Source organism: Pseudomonas sp. P1_C12 (assembly GCF_056406435.1).
The window spans coordinates 150,827-173,575 of the sequence record NZ_JBFUAE010000009.1 but is presented as its reverse complement, the minus strand read 5'-3'; the positions used below and the strand labels follow the sequence as shown (position 1 = coordinate 173,575).

General features: G+C 60.2%; 22 protein-coding genes. 16 read left to right on the top strand and 6 right to left on the bottom strand.

What is annotated here, in order from left to right:
• Positions 1–65 precede the first annotated feature (65 nt).
• The 5 genes from AC1D19_RS17580 (at position 66) to AC1D19_RS17560 (ending at position 4,087) form a co-directional block, all read left to right on the top strand.
• On the top strand, positions 66–782 hold the full coding sequence (locus tag AC1D19_RS17580; protein WP_046041074.1) for a TetR/AcrR family transcriptional regulator: 717 nt from the start codon (positions 66–68) through the stop codon (positions 780–782).
• A gap of 113 nt (positions 783–895) precedes the next feature.
• A complete protein-coding gene (locus tag AC1D19_RS17575) occupies positions 896–1,450 on the top strand; it encodes a hypothetical protein (protein WP_477763910.1) in 555 nt (184 codons plus the stop codon).
• Between the two features lie 32 nt (positions 1,451–1,482).
• Positions 1,483–2,760 carry a flavohemoglobin expression-modulating QEGLA motif protein gene (locus AC1D19_RS17570; protein WP_477752357.1) on the top strand — a complete coding sequence of 426 codons (1,278 nt, stop codon included), beginning with the start codon at positions 1,483–1,485 and terminating at the stop codon, positions 2,758–2,760.
• Positions 2,761–2,846: 86 nt separating this feature from the next.
• Positions 2,847–3,761 carry an alpha/beta hydrolase gene (locus tag AC1D19_RS17565; protein WP_477752358.1) on the top strand — a complete coding sequence of 305 codons (915 nt, stop codon included), beginning with the start codon at positions 2,847–2,849 and terminating at the stop codon, positions 3,759–3,761.
• The gene (locus AC1D19_RS17560) at positions 3,758–4,087 is read left to right on the top strand and encodes a hypothetical protein (protein ID WP_477752359.1); all 330 of its coding nucleotides are present in this window, start codon (positions 3,758–3,760) and stop codon (positions 4,085–4,087) included. The genes AC1D19_RS17565 and AC1D19_RS17560 overlap by 4 nt, the downstream gene beginning before the upstream one ends.
• A gap of 139 nt (positions 4,088–4,226) precedes the next feature.
• Here the strand turns inward: AC1D19_RS17560 and lptF are convergent, their stop codons facing one another.
• The 3 genes from lptF to AC1D19_RS17545 form a co-directional block, all read right to left on the bottom strand.
• Positions 4,227–5,024 (bottom strand): lipotoxin F family OmpA-related lipoprotein LptF, encoded by a 798-nt coding sequence (lptF, locus tag AC1D19_RS17555; protein WP_477763909.1) that lies wholly within the window; start codon positions 5,022–5,024, stop codon positions 4,227–4,229.
• A 45-nt stretch (positions 5,025–5,069) separates the two neighbouring features.
• The gene (locus AC1D19_RS17550) at positions 5,070–5,483 is read right to left on the bottom strand and encodes a DUF4398 domain-containing protein (protein ID WP_223458323.1); all 414 of its coding nucleotides are present in this window, start codon (positions 5,481–5,483) and stop codon (positions 5,070–5,072) included.
• 271 nt (positions 5,484–5,754) lie between these two features.
• The gene (locus AC1D19_RS17545; protein ID WP_414873990.1) at positions 5,755–6,099 is read right to left on the bottom strand and encodes a pilin assembly protein; all 345 of its coding nucleotides are present in this window, start codon (positions 6,097–6,099) and stop codon (positions 5,755–5,757) included.
• Positions 6,100–6,299: 200 nt separating this feature from the next.
• Here AC1D19_RS17545 and ppc point away from each other — a divergent pair, with 200 nt between their 5' ends.
• The 6 genes from ppc to AC1D19_RS17515 all read left to right on the top strand — a co-directional run bounded on the left by ppc (position 6,300) and on the right by AC1D19_RS17515 (position 12,874).
• Positions 6,300–8,930, top strand: a complete 2,631-nt coding sequence (ppc, locus tag AC1D19_RS17540; RefSeq protein WP_477763908.1) for a phosphoenolpyruvate carboxylase — start codon at positions 6,300–6,302, stop codon at positions 8,928–8,930.
• Positions 8,931–9,218: 288 nt separating this feature from the next.
• The gene (adk, locus tag AC1D19_RS17535) at positions 9,219–9,866 is read left to right on the top strand and encodes an adenylate kinase (RefSeq protein ID WP_477752362.1); all 648 of its coding nucleotides are present in this window, start codon (positions 9,219–9,221) and stop codon (positions 9,864–9,866) included.
• Between the two features lie 94 nt (positions 9,867–9,960).
• Entirely contained in the window at positions 9,961–10,635 is a 675-nt protein-coding gene (gene tsaB, locus AC1D19_RS17530) for a tRNA (adenosine(37)-N6)-threonylcarbamoyltransferase complex dimerization subunit type 1 TsaB (protein ID WP_477752363.1), read from the top strand.
• A gap of 217 nt (positions 10,636–10,852) precedes the next feature.
• Entirely contained in the window at positions 10,853–11,158 is a 306-nt protein-coding gene (locus tag AC1D19_RS17525; protein WP_057716196.1) for a hypothetical protein, read from the top strand.
• Entirely contained in the window at positions 11,158–12,018 is an 861-nt protein-coding gene (locus tag AC1D19_RS17520) for a DUF72 domain-containing protein (RefSeq protein ID WP_477763907.1), read from the top strand. The genes AC1D19_RS17525 and AC1D19_RS17520 overlap by 1 nt, the downstream gene beginning before the upstream one ends.
• 34 nt (positions 12,019–12,052) lie before the next feature.
• Positions 12,053–12,874, top strand: a complete 822-nt coding sequence (locus AC1D19_RS17515; protein ID WP_477763906.1) for an isocitrate lyase/PEP mutase family protein — start codon at positions 12,053–12,055, stop codon at positions 12,872–12,874.
• 22 nt (positions 12,875–12,896) lie between these two features.
• On the opposite strand, the gene AC1D19_RS17510 is transcribed toward AC1D19_RS17515, so the two are convergent.
• Complete coding sequence (locus AC1D19_RS17510) at positions 12,897–13,517, bottom strand: energy transducer TonB (protein ID WP_477763905.1); 621 nt, start codon at positions 13,515–13,517, stop codon at positions 12,897–12,899.
• 93 nt (positions 13,518–13,610) lie between these two features.
• On the opposite strand from AC1D19_RS17510, the gene AC1D19_RS17505 reads away from it, so the two are divergent.
• Entirely contained in the window at positions 13,611–14,393 is a 783-nt protein-coding gene (locus tag AC1D19_RS17505) for a class I SAM-dependent methyltransferase (RefSeq protein WP_477763904.1), read from the top strand.
• 138 nt (positions 14,394–14,531) lie between these two features.
• On the opposite strand, the gene AC1D19_RS17500 is transcribed toward AC1D19_RS17505, so the two are convergent.
• Complete coding sequence (locus AC1D19_RS17500; RefSeq protein WP_477763903.1) at positions 14,532–15,170, bottom strand: TetR/AcrR family transcriptional regulator; 639 nt, start codon at positions 15,168–15,170, stop codon at positions 14,532–14,534.
• Between the two features lie 93 nt (positions 15,171–15,263).
• On the opposite strand from AC1D19_RS17500, the gene AC1D19_RS17495 reads away from it, so the two are divergent.
• The 4 genes from AC1D19_RS17495 (at position 15,264) to AC1D19_RS17480 (ending at position 21,994) form a co-directional block, all read left to right on the top strand.
• The gene (locus AC1D19_RS17495; protein WP_477763902.1) at positions 15,264–16,364 is read left to right on the top strand and encodes an efflux RND transporter periplasmic adaptor subunit; all 1,101 of its coding nucleotides are present in this window, start codon (positions 15,264–15,266) and stop codon (positions 16,362–16,364) included.
• A 6-nt stretch (positions 16,365–16,370) separates the two neighbouring features.
• The gene (locus tag AC1D19_RS17490) at positions 16,371–19,436 is read left to right on the top strand and encodes an efflux RND transporter permease subunit (RefSeq protein WP_477763901.1); all 3,066 of its coding nucleotides are present in this window, start codon (positions 16,371–16,373) and stop codon (positions 19,434–19,436) included.
• A 786-nt stretch (positions 19,437–20,222) separates the two neighbouring features.
• Entirely contained in the window at positions 20,223–20,504 is a 282-nt protein-coding gene (locus AC1D19_RS17485; protein WP_477763900.1) for a DUF6124 family protein, read from the top strand.
• A gap of 143 nt (positions 20,505–20,647) precedes the next feature.
• Entirely contained in the window at positions 20,648–21,994 is a 1,347-nt protein-coding gene (locus AC1D19_RS17480; RefSeq protein WP_477763899.1) for a Fic family protein, read from the top strand.
• Positions 21,995–22,039: 45 nt separating this feature from the next.
• Here the strand turns inward: AC1D19_RS17480 and AC1D19_RS17475 are convergent, their stop codons facing one another.
• Positions 22,040–22,741: a DUF4197 domain-containing protein gene (locus tag AC1D19_RS17475; protein ID WP_477763898.1), complete on the bottom strand. Its 702-nt coding sequence runs from the start codon at positions 22,739–22,741 to the stop codon at positions 22,040–22,042.
• Positions 22,742–22,749 lie beyond the last annotated feature (8 nt).

Here is a 22,749-nt window from a genome sequence, read left to right as displayed (position 1 = left end):
TTTTTATTGCCTGTCTGGTACAAACGTATCAACTTGTTACTTTCATCTGAGAGGAAATACCTGTCGTGATTCGTGCAATGGCTCAAGAAGGTGCAGCGGGTATCGCCACTGCGGTCGCTGAAAGCGTTCAGTACCAGGGCCGCAAGGCCAGCCGACAGGGCAGCGAACAGCGACGACAGGAAATCCTGGATGCCGCCATGCGCATTGTCGTGCGTGACGGCGTACGGGCCGTACGGCACCGTGCGGTGGCCGCCGAGGCGCAAGTACCGTTGTCGGCGACCACTTACTATTTCAAGGATATCGATGACCTGCTCACCGATACCTTCGCCCAATACGTGGAACGCAGTGCGGCGTACATGGGCAAGCTTTGGGTGAACAACGAGGGCCTGCTGCGCGAGATGATCGACAGTGGCGATGGCAGCCCGCAGGCGCGCTCGAAACTGGCGGATGACATTGCACGGCTGATGACCGATTACGTTCACCGGCAACTGGTCAATCGCCGTGAACATTTGATGGCCGAACAGGCGTTCCGTCAGGAGGCATTGCTCAACCCGCGCTTGGCCGAACTGGTGCGCTCGCATCAGCAAATCCTGTTGCAGGGCTCTTGCCAGCTGTTCCAGGTGCTGGGCTCGCGCGAGCCGCATCAGGATGCCAAGGTGTTGACGGCGATTATCGGCCGGATGGAATATCAGGGCCTGCTCAACGTAGACGAGCCTGCCGCCGAAGAGGAAATGCTCGGCATCCTGACACGCTACATGCACCTGGTGCTGGCGTCGGTGTGACGCGATCCCCTGTAGGAGCTGCCGCAGGCTGCGATCTTTTGAAAAACAAGATCAAAAGATCGCAGCCTGCGGCAGCTCCTACAGGTCAGCGGTGTGTTCATAGGGAGTATTGAATGAAAGCCTGGCGTGTCGTTGTGATCGCCTTGTCGTTCCTGCTGCTCAATGGCTGTCTGGTGACCTTCAGGGAGCCGCTGCCCACAAGCGAACCCGCGCCCAAAGGATTGCTCGGCAAATGGACCAGCACCAATGCCTGGGGCGAGCCGCTCAACCTCGAACTGACCCGCATCGGCGACAACCGCTATCAGGCCGTCAGCTACTACCGGGCCAGGCCCAAGGAACGTGAAGCCTATCCGTTTACCCTGTCGCGCCATGGCAATCGCTGGTATCTGTCGGCGAAGGTGCCGGCGCAATTCGGCGGGCATTTCACCATTGGGGGGGTTGAGCTGACCGACAAGCATGAGTTGGTGGTGTACAACCTCGACCTCGACCAGATCAACCAGGCCATGAAGCAAAAAGCCCTGAGCGGTGAAAGCTTCCAGACTAACGACGGCTACGGCGTATTGATCGACAGCAACATGGATCAAGTCGCGGCCTACCTCGACGACCCGGCCAATTCCGATGTGTTCGTCGAAGCGGTGCGCTACCAGCGTCAGGCCAAAGCCAAATAACCGGCACCAACGGGTTTCTACAGGAGTTTCGCGTGGACGATTACCAACAGTCGATACGCATTTTGTCCGATCGCATCGTGTTGGCGCAGACACCGATCCGCGTCCTCGATGCGGTCAAATGGGACGACAACATTCGCAAGGGTTTCCTCAAGGCCAAGGGCAAGGAAATGCCAGCGGTAGACCGCGACTACTACCTCAACCGGCCGCTGGCGTTCGATTCCAGCAAAGTGAAGCTGGAGTTCCAGAACATCGAGCGCGACATTACCCGCCAGCTCGGTCAGTTCAACCCGGTCGGCCAGATCATGCGGCGCATGTGCAAGGAATACCGCATGGTGGTGCGTATGCTCGAAGCGCGTGGCACCGAGGATTTCGGCCTGATTTCCCAGGAGTTGTACGGCGCCGCGTCCGACGCATTCCACGCCGGCGACCCGACGCTGTCTGACCTGGGCATGATGTTGTCCGAATACCTGAACAACATCGACGGCCGTGGCGACCTCAAGGACGAACCGAAGACGTTGACCGCCAAGGACGCCGTCAGCCTGCTGCAACACCGCTTGAACAAGGTGTTCGGCGAGGCCGAGGAAACCATTCGGGTGTTCGAGTCCGACGGCATCGTCGCCGATGCGGCGGCGGGCGCCGACTACATCAAGATCCGCGCCGACGCGATGTTCAACGAGCGCGACGTGCGGGCGCTGGAAGTTCATGAAGGGCTGGTGCATGTCGGCACCACCCTCAACGGCCTGAACCAGCCGATCTGCACCTTCCTCGCCAAGGGCCCGCCCTCGTCGACGGTGACCCAGGAAGGCCTGGCGATCCTGATGGAAATCATAACCTTCGCCTCGTACCCGAGCCGCCTGCGCAAACTGACCAACCGCACCCGCGCCATTCACATGGTGGAGGAGGGCGCGGACTTCCTGCAGGTGTTCGAGTTTTTCCGCGAGCAAGGTTTCGAGATGCCCGAGAGCTACAGCAACGCCAGTCGCGTTTTCCGTGGCTCGGTGCCGACAGGTCTGCCATTTACCAAAGACTTGTCCTACCTCAAGGGCTTCATCATGATTTACAACTACATTCAACTGGCCGTGCGCAAAGGCAAGCTGGAGCAGATACCGCTGTTGTTCTGCGGCAAGACCACCCTGGAAGACATGCGCACCTTGCGCCAGTTGGTGGACGAAGGGCTGGTAGTGCCGCCCAAGTACCTGCCGGAACAGTTCCGCGACATGAACGCGCTGTCGGCGTGGATGTGCTTCTCCAACTTCCTCAACCACCTGAGCCTGGACCGGATCGAGGCGGATTACTCCAACATCCTGTAAGGCTGGTGATATTCCCTGTAGGAGCTGGCAAGCCAGCTCCTACGGGGAGACGCATTCCAATGCCATTTTTCGCGAGGTTTCAACGGATGAGAATCCTCGGCATCCTCTGCCTTCTCCTGGCCTTGAACGGTTGCAGCTCACTGCTGTTCTACCCCGAACCCGGCCAGTTGTTCACCCCGGAAAAGGCCGGGCTCGAATACCGCACCGTCACCCTGATCACCGCCGATGGCCTCAAGCTGAATGCATGGTGGCTGCCGGCGAAGCAGGGGGTCGAGGTCAAAGGCACGGTGCTGCACTTGCACGGCAACGGCGGAAACCTGCCCATGCACCTCGGCGGGAGCTTTTGGTTGCCGAAAAATGGTTACCAGGTGTTGCTTGTGGACTATCGCGGTTACGGCTTGTCCGAAGGCGAAGCCAGCCTGCCGGCGATCTATCAGGACATCGATGCGGCCTTCAAATGGCTCGACCAGGCGCCGGAGGTCAAAGGCAAGCCGCTGATCCTGCTCGGCCAGAGCCTCGGTGGCTCGATGGCCGTGCATTATCTGGTTCAGCACCCGGAACGCCAGAAGCAGCTCAAGGCCATCGTCCTCGATGGCGCCCCCGCCAGTTACCGCAGTGTCGGCCGGTATGCGTTGAGCAATTCATGGGTGTTCTGGACGTTCCAGGTGCCACTGTCCTGGCTGGTACCGGACGGTGACAGCGCGATCAACTCCATGGCGCAACTCAAGGATGTGCCGAAACTGCTCTACCACAGCATCGACGATCCGATCGTGCCTCTTTCCAACGGCATCCGGTTGTATCAAGCTGCGCCGCCGCCGCGGGTGCTGCAACTGACCCGTGGCGGTCATGTGCAGACGTTCGCCAACCCGGTCTGGCGTAAAGTCATGCTGCGTTATCTCGATGACCCGCAGCATTTCAACGGTCTGCGCCGCCTGGGTGAAATCCCCAATTACCCGGCACCCCCGAATTCTGAAGATGAACCACCAGAGAGTCCGCAATGAGTGAAGAACGTAACGCCATCCCGCTGATCATCACCGGTATCTGCAGCATCCTCGGCACCGTCGGTGCCCTGTGGTGGTACGGCTACCTGCACTTCGCCAAGCCCGAGGATGCGTTGCTGCTCAACGAATTCACCATGCTCAAGACCATTCCGGGCGAAGACTACAAAGTCTCTCTGGAACCGGCCGCCCAGGTGGCGCAGTGCATCGATGGCGTGCTGGTGCTGTTCGATATGGATCAGAAAGGCCTGACTGGCGTGCTGGTCGACAGCAAGAAAAAAGCCGTGCGCTGCATGGGGCAGGAGACGCCGCAGAAGCTGGAGCAGTAAACCGATTCTCACAGGCAATACAGAACCAATGTGGGAGCCAGCCTGCTGGCGATAGCGATTGTGCATTCAACATTGATGTTGACTGACACACCGCTATCGCCAGCAGACTGGCTCCCACAGGTTTTTGTGTGATGTCGACTTATTGCGTGTTGGCACTGATGGCCGAACGCGGCATCACCGGCTGATTGTCATTGGAAATGGTCACCTCCACCCGACGGTTCATCGCCCGGCCCGAGGTGCTGCTGTTATCCGCCACCGGATACTCTTTGCCGTAACCCTGGGCGACGATACGCGCCGGATCAACGCCCATCTTCACCAGTGCCACACGCACGGAGCCCGCGCGACGCTCCGACAGCGACTGGTTGTGCGACGCCGTACCGGTGCTGTCGGTATAGCCCTCGACAATCACTTTGCGCTCGGGGTTTTCCTGGAGGTATTGCGCCAGTTTGTTGATGTTCGCCAGGCCGTTGGCTTTCAGCTCGGCCTTGTCGGTGGCGAACAGCACTTCCCCGAAGGTCACCAGCGTCCCGCGATCGGTCTGCCTGGCGTTGAGGCTGTCCTTCAACTGTTTGATCTGCTGATCACGGGCGTCGAGGCGCGCCTGAGCCCGTTGCGCCGAGGCATCTTTCAGACTGGCCTCGGCGGTGCGCAGGATGATGGTCTGCTTGGCCACTTCGACGCGCTGGTTGGTCAAATAGGCAAGTTGGTCAACCGTGGCCGCGTCCTCCTTGTCCCTGTAGGCCTTATCGGCCTTGTCCAGATAGTCGCTGGCTTCCTTGGTTTCCAGGGCCGCAACCTTGGCTGCTTGCGGATCTGTTTGCAGGCCGGTGTAGTTGCTGCGGGCCTGTTCAAGGTTGGCGTTGGGTGGTGTGGAGCAGGCCGCCAGGACTACGGTGACAGCCAGCAGGGCAGGGATCATCAATTGATCAGGTTTCATGATTTCGTCCTTTTAGTGGAGTGGGAATGCGGGGTGCCGCGCCGCTTACTGAACGGTGCGCTGGCTTTCCTGACGCAATTCCTGGACGCCTTTCTGAGCGTCCTTCACTGATTGTTCGGCCTTCATCGCCTGGGCCTTGCGCTCGGCCACGCGAGCGTCCCACTCGGCCTGTTCGGCGAGCATCCGGGCCTGGTCGTATTTCTTGTCGTGCATGGCGATTTCGGCTTGCTTGAGCTTGTCCTGGGCCGACTTCATTTCCACGGCGGCGAACTCGGTGCCGCCGGCGCTCACGGCGTCGTTGACGGCCGATTGGGTGACCGCGTACTGCTCGGTCGGCGGGTTACCGGCGCAGCCGGCCAGGACGAGGCAACTGCCCAGGGCCAACGCCGCCAGTTTGAGGCTTTGCGAACAGGTAAATGAGGGGGTTCCGGTTCGGGTTTTCATGGTCTTCAACTCCATTGGGCCAATTCCTGAAAAACGTCGAAGTCCACCCTGGGCATGCGCTGAAACCATCAATAGCGGGGTATTTTGAAACACTCGTCCCAGGCGTGGTTACTTGGGTTGACCCGAGGCTTTTTTTGAAAGTTCAGAGAAATTGACCCGGCACGGAAAAACCTGTGATCAGATGTGCAGGGCTCTAAATCAAGGTTTTTTGTGACGCAAAGCGATATTCCCGGACCTTGATGGCCCGGGAACAGGTGTTTTTTGCAGCTTGGAAAAGTGCTGTCGATCAGTGCTTCTGTTTGTCGTCAGGCACCGACAAATCGTGCAAATGCCGACGTGACAGCGCCAGAAAGCGCGGGGTCGGTCCGATGTCTTCGTACAGTGGATCGCCTTCTTCATCGGTGGCAACCACGGTCGAACCTTTGACGTACGGGAAGCTTCTTTCCAGCTCTTCCAGCGCGGCGCCGATCAGGTCGCCGAGCAGTTCTTCGGGATGCCGCTTGGGGTACATCTCGACGAGCGCGGCCAGCCGTGCGGCAGACTCCACGTCCAGATGAATCGAGTAGCCGGTGTCGGTCAGGCGACCTTTGGCGTTTTCTTCCCAGTGGTGGGCAAGCTCGCGGATTTTCATATTGACCTCATTGCGCTCCCGCTCGTGGCAGGCAGGGTGAGTGTCCGGCATTGGCCGGCGACAGCCATTGTGCGGCTTATCTTCAGACTAGCTTCAACAGGCAAGGTTTACAGTCCCTTCGTCGTCTTGCTTGTAAGAACCCGTCTGGGGCGGCACTCTTTAGGTTCTTAGCCGCCCGGATTTTTGCTGGAGACCTGCTGATGACCGATATTGATGCACGCTTGCGCGAGGACGTTCACCTGCTGGGTGAGCTGTTGGGCAACACCATTCGTGAGCAATATGGCGAGGGTTTTCTCGACAAGATCGAGCAGATCCGCAAGGGCGCCAAGGCTGACCGGCGCGGCTCCATGGACGCCGAACTCAGTGCCAGCCTCAACCAATTGACCGAAGACGAATTGCTGCCGGTGGCGCGGGCGTTCAACCAGTTTCTCAACCTGGCCAATATCGCCGAGCAATATCAGTTGATTCACCGCCGCGAGGAATCCCAAGAGGCGCCGTTCGAAGCCCGGGTGCTGCCGGAGTTACTCGCACGCCTACGCGCCGAGGGGCATGGCGCCGAAGCGCTGGCCCGGCAACTGGGGCGGCTGGAGATCGAGCTGGTATTGACCGCGCACCCGACCGAAGTCGCGCGCCGCACACTGATCCAGAAGTACGACGCCATCGCTGCGCAATTGGCGGCGCAGGATCACCGTGACCTGACCAGTGCCGAGCGCGAGCAGATCAAGATCACCTTGCAACGCCTGATCGCCGAAGCCTGGCACACCGAGGAAATCCGTCGCACACGTCCGACGCCGGTGGACGAAGCCAAGTGGGGTTTCGCGGTGATCGAGCATTCGCTGTGGCAGGCCATTCCCAACTACCTGCGCAAGGCCGATCAGGCACTGCACGCCGCCACCGGCCTGCGCCTGCCTCTGGAGGCGGCACCGATTCGTTTCGCCTCGTGGATGGGCGGCGACCGCGACGGCAACCCCAACGTGACCGCTGCGGTCACCCGTGAAGTTTTACTCTTGGCGCGTTGGATGGCGGCCGATTTGTACCTTCGGGATGTCGATCGCCTCGCCGCTGAACTGTCGATGCAGCAGGCCAACGATGAATTGAAGGCCAAGGCGGGTGACAGCGCCGAACCTTACCGGGCCGTGCTCAAACAGCTGCGCGAACGCCTGCGGGCGACGCGCAACTGGGCACACGCCGCCTTGTCGACGCCAACGCCGGCACCGGCCGATGTGCTGCAAGACAATCGCGAACTGCTCGATCCGCTGGAACTTTGCTACCACTCTTTGCACGAGTGCGGCATGGGCGTGATCGCCGACGGGCCGTTGCTCGATTGCCTGCGTCGGGCAGTGACGTTCGGTCTGTTCCTTGTTCGTCTGGATGTACGCCAGGACTCGTCGCGGCACACCGCGGCAATGACCGAAATCACCGACTACCTTGGTCTGGGAAGCTACGAGGACTGGAGCGAGGAAGAGCGCATCGCCTTTCTGATGCGCGAATTGAGCAATCGTCGTCCCTTGTTGCCGGCGTACTTCAAACCTTCCGCCGACACCGCCGAGGTCTTGGCGACCTGCCGGGAAGTCGCCGCTGCGCCAGAGGCATCCCTCGGTTCCTATGTGATTTCCATGGCCGGTGCGGCTTCCGATGTACTCGCCGTGCAGTTGTTGCTCAAAGAGTCCGGTGTGTTGCGGCCGATGCGTGTGGTGCCGCTGTTTGAAACCCTCGCCGACCTCGACAATGCCGGCCCGGTGATCGAAAAGCTGCTGCTGTTGCCGGGCTATCGCGCGCGCCTGCAAGGGCCGCAGGAAGTGATGATCGGCTACTCCGACTCGGCCAAGGACGCCGGCACCACGGCGGCGGCCTGGGCGCAGTACCGGGCACAGGAGCGTTTGGTGGACATCTGTCGTGCGCAGCAAGTGGAACTGCTGTTGTTCCACGGTCGCGGCGGCACCGTGGGGCGAGGCGGCGGCCCGGCCCATGCGGCGATCCTGTCGCAGCCACCGGGTTCGGTGGCGGGTCGTTTCCGCACCACCGAACAGGGCGAAATGATTCGATTCAAATTCGGCCTGCCGGACATCGCCGAACAGAACCTCAACCTGTACCTGGCCGCCGTGCTGGAGGCGACCTTGCTGCCGCCGCCGCCACCTACGCCCGAGTGGCGCCATTTGATGGACGAACTGGCGGCAGACGGTGTCAGCGCTTACCGCGCCGTGGTGCGGGAAAATCCGCAGTTCGTGGAGTATTTCCGCCAGTCTACGCCGGAACAGGAGCTCGGCCGTTTGCCACTGGGCAGTCGTCCGGCCAAGCGTCGAGCCGGGGGGATCGAAAGCCTGCGGGCGATTCCGTGGATTTTCGGCTGGACCCAAACGCGCCTGATGCTGCCGGCCTGGCTGGGTTGGGAAGCCGCCCTGAGCAAAGCCCTGGAGCGCGGCGAAGGCGAACTGCTGGGGCAGATGCGTGAGCAGTGGCCGTTCTTCCGCACCCGCATCGACATGCTGGAAATGGTCCTGGCCAAGGCCGATGCCGACATTGCCCAGTCCTACGATGAGCGTCTGGTGGAGCCGAATCTGTTGCCATTGGGTGCGCACTTACGCGACCTATTGTCGCAGGCGTGCACCATCGTTCTCGGCCTGACCGGGCAGTCGCAGCTGCTGGCACATAGCCCGGCGACCCTTGAGTTCATCCGCTTGCGCAACACTTACCTCGACCCGCTTCATCTATTGCAGGCCGAGTTGCTGGCCCGTTCAAGAGTGCAGGACGTGGCGCAGGGCAGCCCGGTAGAACAGGCCTTGCTGGTGTCTGTGGCGGGGATTGCCGCCGGTTTGCGTAACACCGGCTAAGATTTTTGCCGTGGGGGCAGGCATCCGGCAGGTGAGCCGGATGCCGCCGTATGACGGGTTGAAAAGTGCTGTCAGGCGACAGTTAATGATGGGGTTGCGACTTGGCAAACTGCGCGCAATGGTCGCAAGAGGCAGCGGTTTCTCCGACTTTTGGCGTCTTGTGTGGGCGCACCCTGCTGTGTATCTTGATCAGCCTTTGGCCGTTTGGGCGGTCACGACCCTATTTTTGAGATTGGCCCCACGAGGCGAATCTGACGTTATCTATATAAAAAATTGAGGAGCACATCGATGCGCGTCATTCTGCTGGGAGCTCCCGGGGCCGGTAAAGGTACTCAGGCTAAGTTCATCACCGAAAAATTCGGCATTCCACAAATCTCCACCGGCGACATGCTGCGTGCAGCGGTCAAGGCCGGCACCGAGTTGGGCATCAAGGCTAAAAGCATCATGGATGCCGGTGGCCTGGTGTCCGATGACCTGATCATCGCACTGGTCAAGGACCGCATCGCCCAGTCCGACTGCGCCAACGGTTTCCTGTTCGACGGCTTCCCGCGCACCATTCCCCAGGCGGAAGCCCTGGTGACGGCCGGCGTCGAGCTCGATGCAGTGGTTGAAATCGCCGTCGAAGACGAAGAAATCGTCCAGCGTATCGCCGGTCGTCGTGTTCACGAGGCCAGCGGCCGCGTGTACCACATCGTCTACAACCCGCCGAAAGTAGCTGGCACAGACGACATCACCGGTGAAGAGCTGGTACAGCGCAAGGACGACACCGAAGAAACCGTGCGTCATCGCCTGTCGGTCTACCATTCGCAGACCAAGCCGCTGGTGGACTTCTACCAGAAACTGTCGGCTGCCAATGGCAAGCCGCAGTACAGCCACATCGAAGGCGTCGGTTCGGTTGAAGCGATCACCGCCAAGGTGCTTGCAGCCCTGAGCTGAAAAGTCTGATCTGCTACATCATCCACGGCCCGCTTGCGGGCCGTAGTTGTTTATACTGACGCACTTTTTTCTGATCTTTCTTGTGGATACATCGATGAGCACCTTGCTGGCCCTGGACACCGCGACTGAAGCTTGCTCCGTTGCCTTGCTGCATGACGGCAAGGTCACGAGCCATTACGAGGTGATCCCGCGCCTGCACGCGCAGAAGCTGTTGCCGATGATCAAGCAGTTGCTGGCCGATGCTGGCACCACCCTGCAAGCGGTCGATGCCATCGCGTTCGGCCGTGGCCCTGGCGCCTTCACGGGCGTACGCATCGCCATCGGCGTGGTGCAAGGCCTGGCGTTTGCCCTGGATCGCCCGGTGTTGCCGGTGTCGAACCTGGCCGTGCTGGCGCAACGTGCGTTGCGCGAACACGGCGCCACTCAGGTCGCCGCCGCCATCGATGCGCGCATGGATGAAGTGTATTGGGGTTGCTACCGCGAAACGGCCGGGGAAATGCGCCTGGTGGGTGCGGAAGCGGTACTGCCGCCGGAGTCCGCTGGATTGCCGGCCGATGCCAGCGGCGAGTGGTTCGGTGCAGGCACCGGATGGGGCTATGGCGAGCGTATCGCCGTCAGCCTGAGCGGGCAGGACGCGGGCATGTTGCCCCACGCCGAAGACCTGCTGACCCTGGCGCGATTTGCCTGGGAGCGCGGCGAGGCGATCGTGGCTGATGAGGCGCAACCGGTTTATCTGCGCGATAAAGTGGCGACGCCCAAGGCGCGTTAAGCCTTAACAGATCGCAGCCTGCGGCAGCTCCTACAGACGCTCGCATTTCCCTGTAGGAGCTGCCCCAGGCTGCGATCTTTTCCAGGCACCACCAATCGTCATTTTTAGCCTCGGCTTTTAAACCTCTTGCCTTTTATGTGTTCTAGTTATCACTCGGCGGTTTGCGATGTGGGAAATGCGCCACTAAACTGCCATCACTGATTCCGAGTATGCACGTATGCGTATAGACGGCGTTTCCTCTCAGTCCTACCCCATCAAGCGTAAACCTCGCAAAGGCCGCGTGGTGGAAGACGACGCCATTGATATCGAAGGCGAACTGGAATTCCCGACTGAAGAGCAACTGGCTGCCCGCGCTGCCAAAGCCTCTGCGCAAAAACTGAGCAATCTTCCCGCCCGTCAGCAAGACATGATTTACCACCGTGCCATGAGCAAAAGCGTGGCGACAGCCCTGGCCAGCTACCTGAGCACCGCCGGGTTCGTCGATTGGGAAGCGGATGTGCTGGGTCTCGACCTGTACATCTGATGCTCTTGCCGTATTACCTCGGATGCCCGTCCTGGAGCGAGAACGCCTGGCGCGACTACCTGTATCCGCCGGACGCCAAACCTGCCAATTTTCTTGATCTCTATTCCCAGGTTTTCAATGCCGTTGAAGGCAACACGACCTTCTATGCGAGCCCGGCTGCCAGCACCGTGCAGCGTTGGGCCGAGACCATGCCCGAACACTTTCGCTTTACCGCCAAGTTTCCCGGCGAGATCAGCCACGGCGGTGACCTGCGCGAGCAGTTGACCGCCGCCGAGACCTTCACTCAGTTACTCAGCCCTCTCGGTGAGCGGGTGTCGCCACTGTGGTTGCAGCTGTCGAAAAGCTTCACGCCCCAACGTTTGCCCGAACTGGCCGGATTTATCGATGCCCTGCAGCGACCTCTGGCCGTGGAAGTGCGGCATGACGAGTTTTTCGCCAAGGGTGACAGCGAGCGAATGCTCAACCGTCTGCTGCTGGATCGCGGAGTCGAACGCATCTGTCTCGATCCCCGTGCGCTGTTCAGTTGCACTTCGACCGAGCCCTCGGTGCTCCACGCCCAGTCGAAGAAACCCCGTGTGCCGCCGCGTCCGGCGGCATTCACGCAATTCCCGCAGGTGCGTTTTATCGGCCATCCGACGCTTGAGGCCAACGATACATTCCTGGAGCCTTGGGTCGAGAAAATCGCACTATGGATCGAAGAAGGCCGCACGCCTTATATCTTCCTGCACACGGCCGACAACCTGCTGGCCGCGAAGCTGGCGCAGCGCTTTCACGCCAGGCTGATGCTGCGTTTGCCTGGCTTGCCGGCGCTGCCTGAGCTATACAGAGAACCCGTCGCCGAGCAACTTGGCCTGCTCTGAGGCGGATTCCTTCCCCTCTTCAGGAGCCTGCCCAATGGATGCGCAAACCCTTCGAGCCCAGGCGTTCAAAGCCCTTCACGAACGCCCCGGGGCTTTTGTGATTCCCAATCCGTGGGATGCCGGTTCTGCGAAAATGCTCGCCAGCCTCGGCTTCGAGGCGCTGGCGACCACCAGTGCCGGTTATGCCTTTTCCCAAGGTCGTGCCGATGGCGGATTGACCCTCGACGACACCCTGATGAACGTTCAGGCGATTGTCACCGCCACCGACCTGCCGGTTGCCGTGGACCTGGAAAACGGCTTTGCCGACAACCCGGCTGATTGCGCCAAAAGTATCTTGCGCGCAGCAGAGGTCGGTGCCGTTGGTGGTTCGATCGAAGATGCCACCGGCCGCGAAGAAGGCCCGATCTATTGTTTCGAACATGCCGTGGCGCGCATCGAAGCCGCTGTGGCTGCCGCTCGCAGTCTGCCGTTCCACTTTACGTTGACTGCCCGGGCGGAAAACTTCCTGCACGGCAATCCTGATCTGGCCGACACCATACGCCGCTTGCAGGCATTCGCCGAGGCCGGTGCCGATGTGCTCTATGCACCGGGTCTGCGCAGCGCCGAGGACGTGCTGGCGGTGGTGCGCGCCGTGGCGCCAAAGCCGGTGAATGTGTTGATGTCGGGCGGCTTGAAGCTGACGGTCGCGCAGTTGGGTGAGATGGGCGTCAAACGTATCAGCGTCGGTTCGGCGCTGGCATTGGCGGCCTATGGTGAATTCTTTCGCGCCGCCGAAGAAATCCAGGCGTCAGGCACGTTCGGTTTCACGTCCCGGTCGATGCCGTATCAGAAGGCCAATCAGTTTTTCAAAGGCTGAGGGAAGAGGGCGCGGCTGAGGGTCAAGCGGCGATGCGCAGGTTCTGCAAGATGATCGGGCGCGCCCAGCCATTGTCGAAATCGAGTTGTTTCTGCTGTTCCACCCGTTCTTCCGGCGAGAACGGCGGGAACGGCTTGTCGAGCAGGTCGAGTTCGAATTCGGCGATGGGCAGGTGCAGCAGACGCGGTTGCGGGGCATGGCCAGCTTCTGGCACCGGCTGACCGGCGTTCAATACGATCGGGCGAACCCAGCCGCTTTCGAAGTCCTGCTGTTTTTGCTGGGCGACGATTTCATCCGTCGGGAACGGTGGGCGTGGTTTGTCTGCCAGGTCCATTTCGAATTCGGCAATCGGCAGGAACAGTGGCTCGGGCGGGCGGATTACATTGTCTTTCACCTCGCATTCGCGCTGGGACACGATGTGCTCCAGCAGCTCGCTGCCGACGGTCGGTTCGACAGGGCTTTCGAGATCGACCGGTGGAAAGTTCAGCGATTGCGGCAGCACTTCACCCGACTGTTCAGCCAGCGCCCGGGCAAAGAAATCCTGCCAGATGTGGCTGACGCCGCTCAGTGCCTGGGTGTTTCGCAGATTGTAATCGCCGTAGGGCGAGATAAAACCTGTGATTGTGGGTTGAATGTCTGACATTTCTCTCGGTCGACGCTCAGCTCTGGCAAAATGCTCGATAATTTTGTTATCGGCCGTTTTTGCCGATCATTAATTTTTTGAGCGTGTTTTCCGATGATTGATCAACCTGCGGCCTGCCGCATCCATGTCCAGGCCCTCGACGCGGCTTTCGAGCCACAAGCCGAGCAATGGGCCGAGCGCCTGGGCCTGCCGATGCAAGTGGCGGACGGCGAATTTGCCTTACAGGTGGGCGACCAGGGTTTGCAGTTGCAACAGCTGGGGCCGGATGCGCCGGGGCCGGTGCGGGTGGACTTCGTCGAAGGCGGTGCGGCCCATCGTCGGTTGTACGGCGGCGGCAGCGGGCAGATGATCGCCAAGGCTGTTGGCATCGCTCAAGGCGTGCGTCCGCGGGTGCTGGATGCCACGGCGGGGCTGGGCAAGGACGCGTTCGTGCTGGCCAGCCTCGGTTGCGAGATGAGCCTGATCGAGCGTCAACCGCTGATTGGTGCCTTGCTGGAAGACGGTCTGGCCCGTGGCGCGGAAGATTTCGACGTGGCGCCGATCGTGGCGCGCATGCGCTTGCTCAAGGGCAACTCGATCGAAGTGATGCGCAACTGGGAAGGCGAGCCGCCGCAGGTGATCTATCTCGACCCGATGTTCCCGCATCGTGAGAAAACTGCGCTGGTGAAGAAGGAAATGCGCCTGTTCCGGCCGCTGGTGGGTGATGACCCGGATGCGCCGGCATTGCTCGAAGCCGCCTTGGCCCTGGCCAGCCACCGGGTGGTGGTCAAGCGCCCGCGCAAGGCGCCGTGCATCGACGGGCCGAAGCCAAGCCACGCGCTGGATGGCAAGTCCAGTCGGTATGACATCTATCCGAAGAAGGCGCTCAAGCCTTAGGACCGAGTCGCCTGCATCGCGGGCAAGCCACGCTCCCACAGGTTTTGTGTCGGGACCAAGACTTGGGAGCACCTCGGACCCTGTGGGAGCGGGCTTGCCCGCGAAGGCGTCAGATCAGACAGCCAATATCCATCTGGCTCACTCAGGCCGATAAGCCCGCATAAACAACCCCACCACCTCCCGCACATGGCTCTCCGCCGCCTCGTCAACCAGAGGCTCGCCGCAGCCATACAGCAAACGGAAATTCCCCGCGCCCTTGAGCAGGCAGAAGAAGTGTTCGGCCGCATTGTGCGGTTTGTCGATGGTCAGCACGCCACTTTCATCGATCTTGCTCAGCAGGCGTTCCATGCCATGCAGCATGCGCTCCGGCCCGGCTTCGAAGAATATCTGCGACAGCTTTGGGTCCTGGCTGCCCAGGGTCATCATCAAACGGTGCAGGTTCACTGATTCATCACTGTTGATCAGTTGATGAAAACCGCGCGCGATGTTCAGCAACACGGTCTCCACTGCTACGCCCTCCGGCAACTCGAAGAACAGCGGTGGCAACTGCTCCTCGCACTTGGCCATCACGGCGGCGGAGAACAGCGTCTCCTTGTCGTTGAAGTGGCTATAGACCGTCAGCTTTGACACACCGGCCTCGGCTGCGACGGCATCCATGCTGGTATTGGCATAACCCTTACTCAGAAACAGCGCTTTGGCCGCATCGAGAATTGCCTGGCGCTTGACCAAATCCTTGGGTCTGCCTGGGCCACTGGGTGCTGAAAGATTGTTTGGCATATTCGTTTTTATTACTGGACTGGTGAGTTTGCTATTAATAACATACTGCTCAGTATAATTATTCAAAGCACCATTAGCGAAAGGTCCTTCACCATGTTCCGCTATGCCTTGTCCCTCGCGTTGCCAGTCACCCTGGCTTTTTTATTGTCTGCGTGTGGTCACGAAGAGGCACCGCCAGTCAGCGTGCGCCCGGCCATGGTGGTCCAGCCAGAGCCTTCGGCGCAGGCCATGGAAAGCTATCCCGGTGAAGTTCGCGCGCGGTATGAGCCGGACTTGGCGTTCCGTATCGGCGGTAAAGTCAGCCGACGACTGGTCGAGGAGGGGCAGCGGGTCAAGGCCGATCAACCCTTGGCGGAGCTCGACCCTCAGGACGTGCGCCTGCAACTGGAGGCCACCCGGGCCCAGGTCGCCGCCGCTGAAGCCAATCTGAACCTGGTGCGTTCCGAGCGTGATCGCTACAAGACCCTGATGGAACGCCAACTGGTCAGCCGCTCGCAGTACGACAACGCCGAAAACCTCTACCGCTCCGGCGAAGCGCGCCTCAAGCAAATCAAAGCCGAATTCAACGTTTCCAATAACCAGGCCAGCTACGCCGTGTTGCGTGCGCCGCAGGACGGCGTCGTGGCCAAGCGTCTGGTGGAGGTCGGGCAAGTCGTGGCCGCCGGGCAAACGGTGTTCACACTGGCGACCGATGGTGAGCGCGAAGTGTTGATCAGCCTGCCGGAGCAGAACTTCGGCCGCTTCAAGGTCGGTGAACCGGTCTCGGTAGAGCTCTGGACCCAGCCCGACCAGCGTTTCGAAGGGCGTATCCGTGAGCTGTCCCCAGCGGCCGATCCAAAGTCCCGCACGTTCGCAGCGCGCATCGCCTTCGCATCCGGCAAGGTTCCGGTGGAACTGGGGCAGAGCGCCCGGGTGTTCGTGCAGGCTGCCGACGTGGTGCCACTGTCCGTTCCGCTGTCTGCGCTGACGGCGGAAAACGGCGTGACTTATGTCTGGGTCGTCAGCGCCAACAACACCTTGAAAAAGACTCCAGTGCGGGTCGGTGCTTTCGGCGAAAAAACCGTACCGGTGCTCGAAGGGCTCAACGCCAGCGACTGGGTAGTGGCCGCTGGTGTCCATGTGCTTCTCGAAGGGCAGCAGGTGCGCCCGGTGGATCGCTCCAATCGTGTGGTCAATCTGGCGGACAAGGAGTAAGCCCCGATGCGCTTCAACGTTTCCGAATGGGCGCTGCGTAATCGCCAGATCGTCCTGTTCCTGATGCTGTTGCTGGCCATCGTCGGCGCACTGTCCTACACCAAGCTCGGCCAGAGTGAAGACCCGCCGTTCACCTTCAAGGCCATGGTGATTCGCACCAATTGGCCGGGAGCGACCGCCGAGGAAGTCTCGCGCCAGGTCACCGAACGCATCGAAAAGAAACTGATGGAAACCGGCGAGTACGAGCGCATCGTGTCGTTCTCCCGTCCCGGCGAATCCCAGGTGACCTTCATCGCTCGCGACTCCATGCATTCGGTGGAGATCCCGGAGCTCTGGTATCAGGTGCGCAAGAAGATCAGCGACATCCGTCATACCCTGCCGCCGGGGATTCAGGGGCCGTTTTTCAACGATGAATTCGGCACCACTTTCGGCAATATCTACGCCCTGACAGGCGCGGGTTTCGACTACGCCGTGCTCAAGGATTACGCCGACCGCATCCAGATCCAGCTGCAACGGGTCAAGGATGTGGGCAAGGTCGAACTGCTGGGGGTGCAAGACGAGAAAATCTGGATCGAACTCTCCAACGTCAAACTCGCCACCCTCGGCTTGCCGCTGGCTGCCGTCCAGCAAGCCCTTGAAGAACAGAACGCGGTGTCCACGGCAGGTTTCTTCGAGACCAGCAGCGAGCGATTGCAGCTACGGGTGACGGGGAATTTTCAGACGGTCGACGAGATCAAGAACTTCCCGATCCGCGTCGGTGATCGCACCTTCCGCATCTCCGACGTGGCCGACGTGCGCCGTGGTTTCAATGATCCACCGGCACCGCGCATGCGCTTCATGGCGCAAGACGCCATTGGCCTCGCGGTGGCGATGAAGGATGGCGGTGACATTCTCGTGCTGGGCAAGGCGCTGGAAGTCGAGTTCGCCCGCATCCAGAAAAACCTCCCGGCCGGTATGGAGTTGCGCAAAGTCTCCGACCAACCGGCCGCGGTGAAAACCGGTGTCGGCGAGTTCGTGCAAGTACTGGTCGAGGCGCTGGCCATTGTGTTGCTGGTGAGCTTCTTTTCCCTGGGTGTGCGCACCGGCATGGTGGTGGCCCTGGCGATTCCGCTGGTGCTGGCGATGACGTTCGCGTGCATGTATTACCTGGGCATCGGCTTGCACAAGATCTCCCTTGGCGCGCTGGTGCTGGCCCTGGGTTTGCTGGTGGACGACGCGATCATCGCCGTGGAAATGATGGCGATCAAAATGGAGCAGGGTTTCGACCGGGTCAAAGCAGCGAGTTATGCCTGGACCAGTACCGCGTTCCCGATGCTCACCGGTACGCTGATCACTGCGGCCGGTTTCCTGCCGATCGCCACGGCGCAATCGGGCACGGGCGAATACACCCGTTCGATCTTCGAGGTGGTCACCATTGCGCTGCTGGCGTCGTGGGTGGCCGCCGTGGTTTTCGTGCCGTATCTGGGGGAAAAACTCCTGCCGGACCTGGCGAAAATCCACGCCGCCAAACACGGTGCCGGTCAGCCCGATCCGTATGGCACACCGTTTTATCAGCGCGTCCGGCGTCTGGTGGAGTGGTGCGTACGCTGGCGCAAAACCGTGATCCTGGCGACCGTGCTGTTGTTCATCGCCTCCATCGTGCTGTTCAAGTTTGTGCCGCAGCAGTTCTTCCCGGCATCGGGTCGCCTGGAGTTGATGGTCGACCTGAAACTGGCCGAAGGCGCTTCGCTGAGCAATACCGCCGACGAGGTCAAACGCCTCGAGGCGCTGCTCAAGGACAAGGCGGGGATCGACAATTACGTGGCCTACGTCGGTACCGGTTCACCGCGTTTTTACCTGCCGCTGGATCAGCAACTGCCGGCGGCGAGCTTCGCCCAGTTTGTCGTCCTGGCAAAAAACATCGAGGAACGCGAGGCTCTGCGCATCTGGTTGATCGCCACGCTCAATGAACAATTCCCGGCCTTGCGCTCGCGGGTCACGCGCCTGGAAAACGGTCCGCCGGTTGGTTACCCGGTGCAGTTCCGCGTGACCGGGGAGCACATCGAGGAGGTGCGGGCGCTGGCGCGCAAAGTTGCGGCCAAGGTGCGCGAGAACCCACATGTGGTCAACGTCCACCTGGACTGGGAAGAACCGAGCAAGGTGGTGTACCTGAACATCGATCAGGACCGCGCGCGGGCGCTGGGCGTGAGCACGGCGAACCTGTCGAGGTTCCTGCAAAGCTCCCTGACCGGTTCCAGCGTCAGCCAGTACCGCGAAGACAACGAGTTGATCGAGATCCTGCTGCGCGGCACCTTGCATGAGCGCACCGAGTTGTCATTGCTGCCGAGCCTGGCGGTACCGACCGATAACGGTCGCAGCGTCGCGCTGTCGCAGATCGCGACCCTGGAGTACGGCTTCGAAGAGGGCATCATCTGGCACCGCAATCGCCTGCCCAACGTGACGGTTCGCGCCGACATCTATGACAAGGAGCAACCGGCGACGCTGGTGCAGCAGATCATGCCGACCCTCGATCCGATCCGCGCCGAACTGCCCGACGGCTACTTGCTGGATGTCGGCGGCACGGTGGAAGACTCCGCGCGCGGACAGAACTCGGTGAAGGCCGGCGTGCCGTTGTTCATCGTGGTGGTGTTGACCTTGCTGATGCTGCAACTGCGCAGTTTCTCGCGTACGGCGATGGTGTTTCTGACGGCACCGCTGGGGCTAATTGGCGTCACGCTGTTCTTGCTGGTGTTCCGCCAGCCGTTTGGTTTCGTGGCTATGCTGGGGACCATCGCGTTGTCCGGGATGATCATGCGTAACTCGGTGATTCTGGTGGATCAGATCGAGCAGGATATCGCCGCCGGGCTCAAGCCTTGGCAGGCGATCATCGAGGCGACGGTGCGGCGGTTCCGGCCGATTGTGTTGACGGCGCTGGCGGCGGTGCTGGCGATGATTCCTTTGTCGCGCAGTGTGTTTTTCGGGCCGATGGCGGTGGCGATCATGGGGGGGTTGATTGTGGCCACGGCGTTGACGCTGCTGTTTTTGCCTGCCCTTTATGCTGCCTGGTTTCGGGTTCGCAAAGAGTCGGTTTGAGGGTTTGACCTTGGCGGCCTTCGGGCCGACCAAGTGCTTGTGGATGGTGTACATATCCATTCCTGCGGTAACGGCCACTGGCGGTTTCGCCCTTACGGCGACTCACTTTTTTTAACAAGCGCCTCAAAAAAAGTAAGCAAAAAAAGTGCTCGCCCCGAACGTCCGGCCCCTCGCTAAGGCTCGGCGTTCCTTCGCTCCGGTATTCATCCGGGGGCATTGCCCTCCGGTCGGCTTCGCTTCGACCTACATGCAATGAGTTCGACTGCGTCGAACGGCGCTGCGCGCCCATCCCCGGATGAACACCTCCACTCAGCCTCCCGAGGGGGCGGGTGGATCAAGATCAAAAGCTGCAGGCGAGCTAACGCTCGGCCTGATGAGTGGTGACGAGCGTCTGTGTACGCTGCTCTGTTTTTGCTTTTCTGTGGGAGCGAGCTTGCTCGCGATGGCTGCCCAACAGTCAACAGTGTTTATCGCCAATGCCAACCATTCAGACCATTCCCACAAGACTTTCAGGTTGCCTGTCGGAAGCACGATCTCTAGCCTCTGACGGTCGCTGCCAATTCAGCGACCGGGACTGCAAGCCCGCCAATAGTTTGTTAGGCGCCCACTGGCGCACCTATAATCGTGGCGCTTTTTTAGCGACCACCGATTTATGGTGGCTGTGTGCGGGAGATCTTCGGGTCTGCCGAGGTTGCCTAACGACTCGGTCTTGCAGACCTGCACACAGCTGCCACCCATCATCTGCAAGTGATGCTGGCTGCTCCAACTTTCGTTAGGAGCTTCACAATGATCAAACCCAGCCCAAACCCCCCGGCTTCAGAGCCCGAAGAGCATTTCGGCACTTCAAGTCGCCCCTGTCCAATTTTCACCATCCGCCCTGGCATTAATTCCGAAACGCTGCTGGTCCACGCCTACGAAACCCTCGCCTCAGCCAACGTGATGGCGACCGAGTTGTCATCCAGCCTGATCGGCCCAACCTGCAATCTGGCACTCGGCATTCAGCAGATGATTGTCCTGGCGCAGCTATCAGTGAATCGCGTCCTCGATCAGTTGGATCTGCAGCAATAGCAAAAGGAAAAAGCCCGCTGAACCTGTACCGGCCAGCGGGCATTCATTGTTCCTACATTGATCTCGGACCCGTCTGATATTGAGGCTAAAAAGCTCAGGTGTTGTACTCAGAGCCCGGTTTCACGCATGTTTGAGACAGCGCCATGAAAAATCCACCCACATTGAGGGGGCGGTCCAATCCGGTATTTGATCGGCTGTTGCGATCGCCCCACAAGGAACGCCTTTCGCAATACCTCGCCTTGCTCAAGCCCCTGGACGATCAGGGGCGTTACCTGCCATTCGATTCATTGCGCTACCGCTGGGCGCCTGGGCTGGATTCGAACCTGTGCTGGGCTTTGGTCAAGAAAGCGCGGACTGCACAGTATTCGAGCCTTTTGCCATTGGGTGAACCGGCGTGCTGGCTGAAGTTCATGCTGACGCCGCAGGCGCAAAAAGCCATTTCCGTAGTGGATCGTCAGGCGACAACCGCAGTGCTGGAATACATGACCGGCCAGATTGGCGAGCGCGCTCATTTCAGCTATTTGCTCAATGATCTGATCGAAGACGAGGCCATCAGCAGTAGCCAGCTAGAAGGTGCGGCCACCACGACGCGGGTGGCCAAGGACATGCTTAAGCGCCATCGTTCGCCGCGCACGCCGGATGAGCGAATGGTCATCGGTAACTTCAAGATGATGAACTTCGCCTGGGAGCAGCGTTACGAGCCACTGAGCGTTGAGCTGATTGCAGCCATGCATCGAGTTGGCGTCGAGGGTATCGACGATTCGCGGTACTCGCCTGGAGCATTCAGGACCAACGATGACGTCGTAGTCCAGGATGGCGAGGGCAACACCGTGCATTCGCCACCGTCTGCAACAGGGCTCGTGTCACGTTTGCAGGTGCTGGCCAAGTGGATCAACCAACCTCACAACAACCCTCATCAAGCGGACTACCTTCATCCATTGATCAAAGCCATCGCGCTGCATTTTGTCTTGGGTTACGAGCATCCTTTTCGCGACGGCAACGGTCGGGTAGCGCGCGCGTTGTTTTACTGGTTCATGTTCAAAAATGACTTCTCGGCGTTTCGCTACATCGCCATCAGTGTTTTGTTGCGCAATGCGCCGTTGAAGTACGGGCGGTCGTATTTGAATACCGAGGCGGATGATCTGGATCTGACGTACTTCATCGATTTCCAGTGTTCGGTGGTGTTGCGGGCTGTGGGCAGTTTTACCGGGGTGTATCGGAAAAGTCTGGACGATGCGCAGCAATTTGATTGCTGGTTGCGTGAAAGTGGTTTTCTCGACCAGCTCACCGAGAAACAGCGGGCGTTGTTTCAAGTGGCCAGGAGCGGAATGGCCAAGGAGTTCACGGCGGTCAATGTGAAGGAGAATCTGGGTTGTTCTTACAACACAGCGTCAGCCACGCTCAATGGGCTGGTCGCGTTGAAGTTGTTCGAGAAACGCAAGATGGGGCGCGAGTGGGTATTCTTTCTAAGACCCGTATCAGCGGCCTGAACCTTTGTGGGAGCAAGCCTGCTCCCACAGGTTTTGTGTTGCGGCTCAGAGCGTCCCAAACACCTTCTTCGCCAAACTGGTCGCCGCAGCCGCCGGGTTCTGGCGGATGGTTTCTTCCTGTTTGCCGATCATCTCGAACAAGCCATTCAACGCCTGCTCGGTGACGTAGTTTTCGACGTTGGCGTTTTTCGCATCCACTACGCCCATGGTCGCCGCTTGCCCGGCGAACGAGTTGTACTGCTGGGCCAGGCCAACCTTGTCGGTAGCTTGCTTGACGATCGGCAGGAACTTGGCGCGGATCTGTTCGCGGCTGGTCTTGTTCAGGTATTGGGTGGCCGAGTCGTTGCCGCCGCTGAGGATGCCCTTGGCGTCTTCAACGGTCATTTTCTTCACAGCATCGACAAGGATTGGCTGGGCCTGGGTGACGGCGGTTTCGGCTGCCTTGTTCATGCTGGCTTCCAGCTCATCGACCTGATCGCCCATGCCGAACTGTTTCATTTTGCTGGCGACTTTGCCCAGTTTGCCCGGCAGTTCGATTTTCACGTCGGGGTTGTTGCTGAAGCCGCCCGGGGTGCCGAGTTGCTTTACGGCCAGTTGCGCACCTTGGGTCAGTGCGTCCTTGAGCCCGCCGGTGGCGTCTTTTTGCGACAGGTCGCTGAGGGACAGCGCCAGGGCGCTGGCGGAGATCATCAAGCCTGCGCACAGGCCGGCAAAGCGGAGGGTAGGGCGGAGGGTAGGGCGGAGCATGGCAGCTT

Excerpts from the sequence above, each read along its gene's own strand:
- AC1D19_RS17560 (WP_477752359.1), top strand. The coding sequence starts at position 3,758 with ATGAGTGAAGAACGTAACGCCATCCCGCTGATCATCACCGGTATCTGC.
- AC1D19_RS17510 (WP_477763905.1), bottom strand. The coding sequence starts at position 13,517 with ATGTCAGACATTCAACCCACAATCACAGGTTTTATCTCGCCCTACGGC.
- AC1D19_RS17480 (WP_477763899.1), top strand. The coding sequence starts at position 20,648 with ATGAAAAATCCACCCACATTGAGGGGGCGGTCCAATCCGGTATTTGAT.
- AC1D19_RS17575 (WP_477763910.1), top strand. The coding sequence starts at position 896 with ATGAAAGCCTGGCGTGTCGTTGTGATCGCCTTGTCGTTCCTGCTGCTC.
- AC1D19_RS17550 (WP_223458323.1), bottom strand. The coding sequence starts at position 5,483 with ATGGAGTTGAAGACCATGAAAACCCGAACCGGAACCCCCTCATTTACC.
- AC1D19_RS17525 (WP_057716196.1), top strand. The coding sequence starts at position 10,853 with ATGCGTATAGACGGCGTTTCCTCTCAGTCCTACCCCATCAAGCGTAAA.
- adk (WP_477752362.1), top strand. The coding sequence starts at position 9,219 with ATGCGCGTCATTCTGCTGGGAGCTCCCGGGGCCGGTAAAGGTACTCAG.
- lptF (WP_477763909.1), bottom strand. The coding sequence starts at position 5,024 with ATGAAACCTGATCAATTGATGATCCCTGCCCTGCTGGCTGTCACCGTA.
- AC1D19_RS17545 (WP_414873990.1), bottom strand. The coding sequence starts at position 6,099 with ATGAAAATCCGCGAGCTTGCCCACCACTGGGAAGAAAACGCCAAAGGT.
- AC1D19_RS17515 (WP_477763906.1), top strand. The coding sequence starts at position 12,053 with ATGGATGCGCAAACCCTTCGAGCCCAGGCGTTCAAAGCCCTTCACGAA.
- AC1D19_RS17505 (WP_477763904.1), top strand. The coding sequence starts at position 13,611 with ATGATTGATCAACCTGCGGCCTGCCGCATCCATGTCCAGGCCCTCGAC.
- ppc (WP_477763908.1), top strand. The coding sequence starts at position 6,300 with ATGACCGATATTGATGCACGCTTGCGCGAGGACGTTCACCTGCTGGGT.
- AC1D19_RS17490 (WP_477763901.1), top strand. The coding sequence starts at position 16,371 with ATGCGCTTCAACGTTTCCGAATGGGCGCTGCGTAATCGCCAGATCGTC.
- AC1D19_RS17475 (WP_477763898.1), bottom strand. The coding sequence starts at position 22,741 with ATGCTCCGCCCTACCCTCCGCCCTACCCTCCGCTTTGCCGGCCTGTGC.
- AC1D19_RS17495 (WP_477763902.1), top strand. The coding sequence starts at position 15,264 with ATGTTCCGCTATGCCTTGTCCCTCGCGTTGCCAGTCACCCTGGCTTTT.
- AC1D19_RS17520 (WP_477763907.1), top strand. The coding sequence starts at position 11,158 with ATGCTCTTGCCGTATTACCTCGGATGCCCGTCCTGGAGCGAGAACGCC.
- AC1D19_RS17485 (WP_477763900.1), top strand. The coding sequence starts at position 20,223 with ATGATCAAACCCAGCCCAAACCCCCCGGCTTCAGAGCCCGAAGAGCAT.
- tsaB (WP_477752363.1), top strand. The coding sequence starts at position 9,961 with ATGAGCACCTTGCTGGCCCTGGACACCGCGACTGAAGCTTGCTCCGTT.
- AC1D19_RS17565 (WP_477752358.1), top strand. The coding sequence starts at position 2,847 with ATGAGAATCCTCGGCATCCTCTGCCTTCTCCTGGCCTTGAACGGTTGC.
- AC1D19_RS17500 (WP_477763903.1), bottom strand. The coding sequence starts at position 15,170 with ATGCCAAACAATCTTTCAGCACCCAGTGGCCCAGGCAGACCCAAGGAT.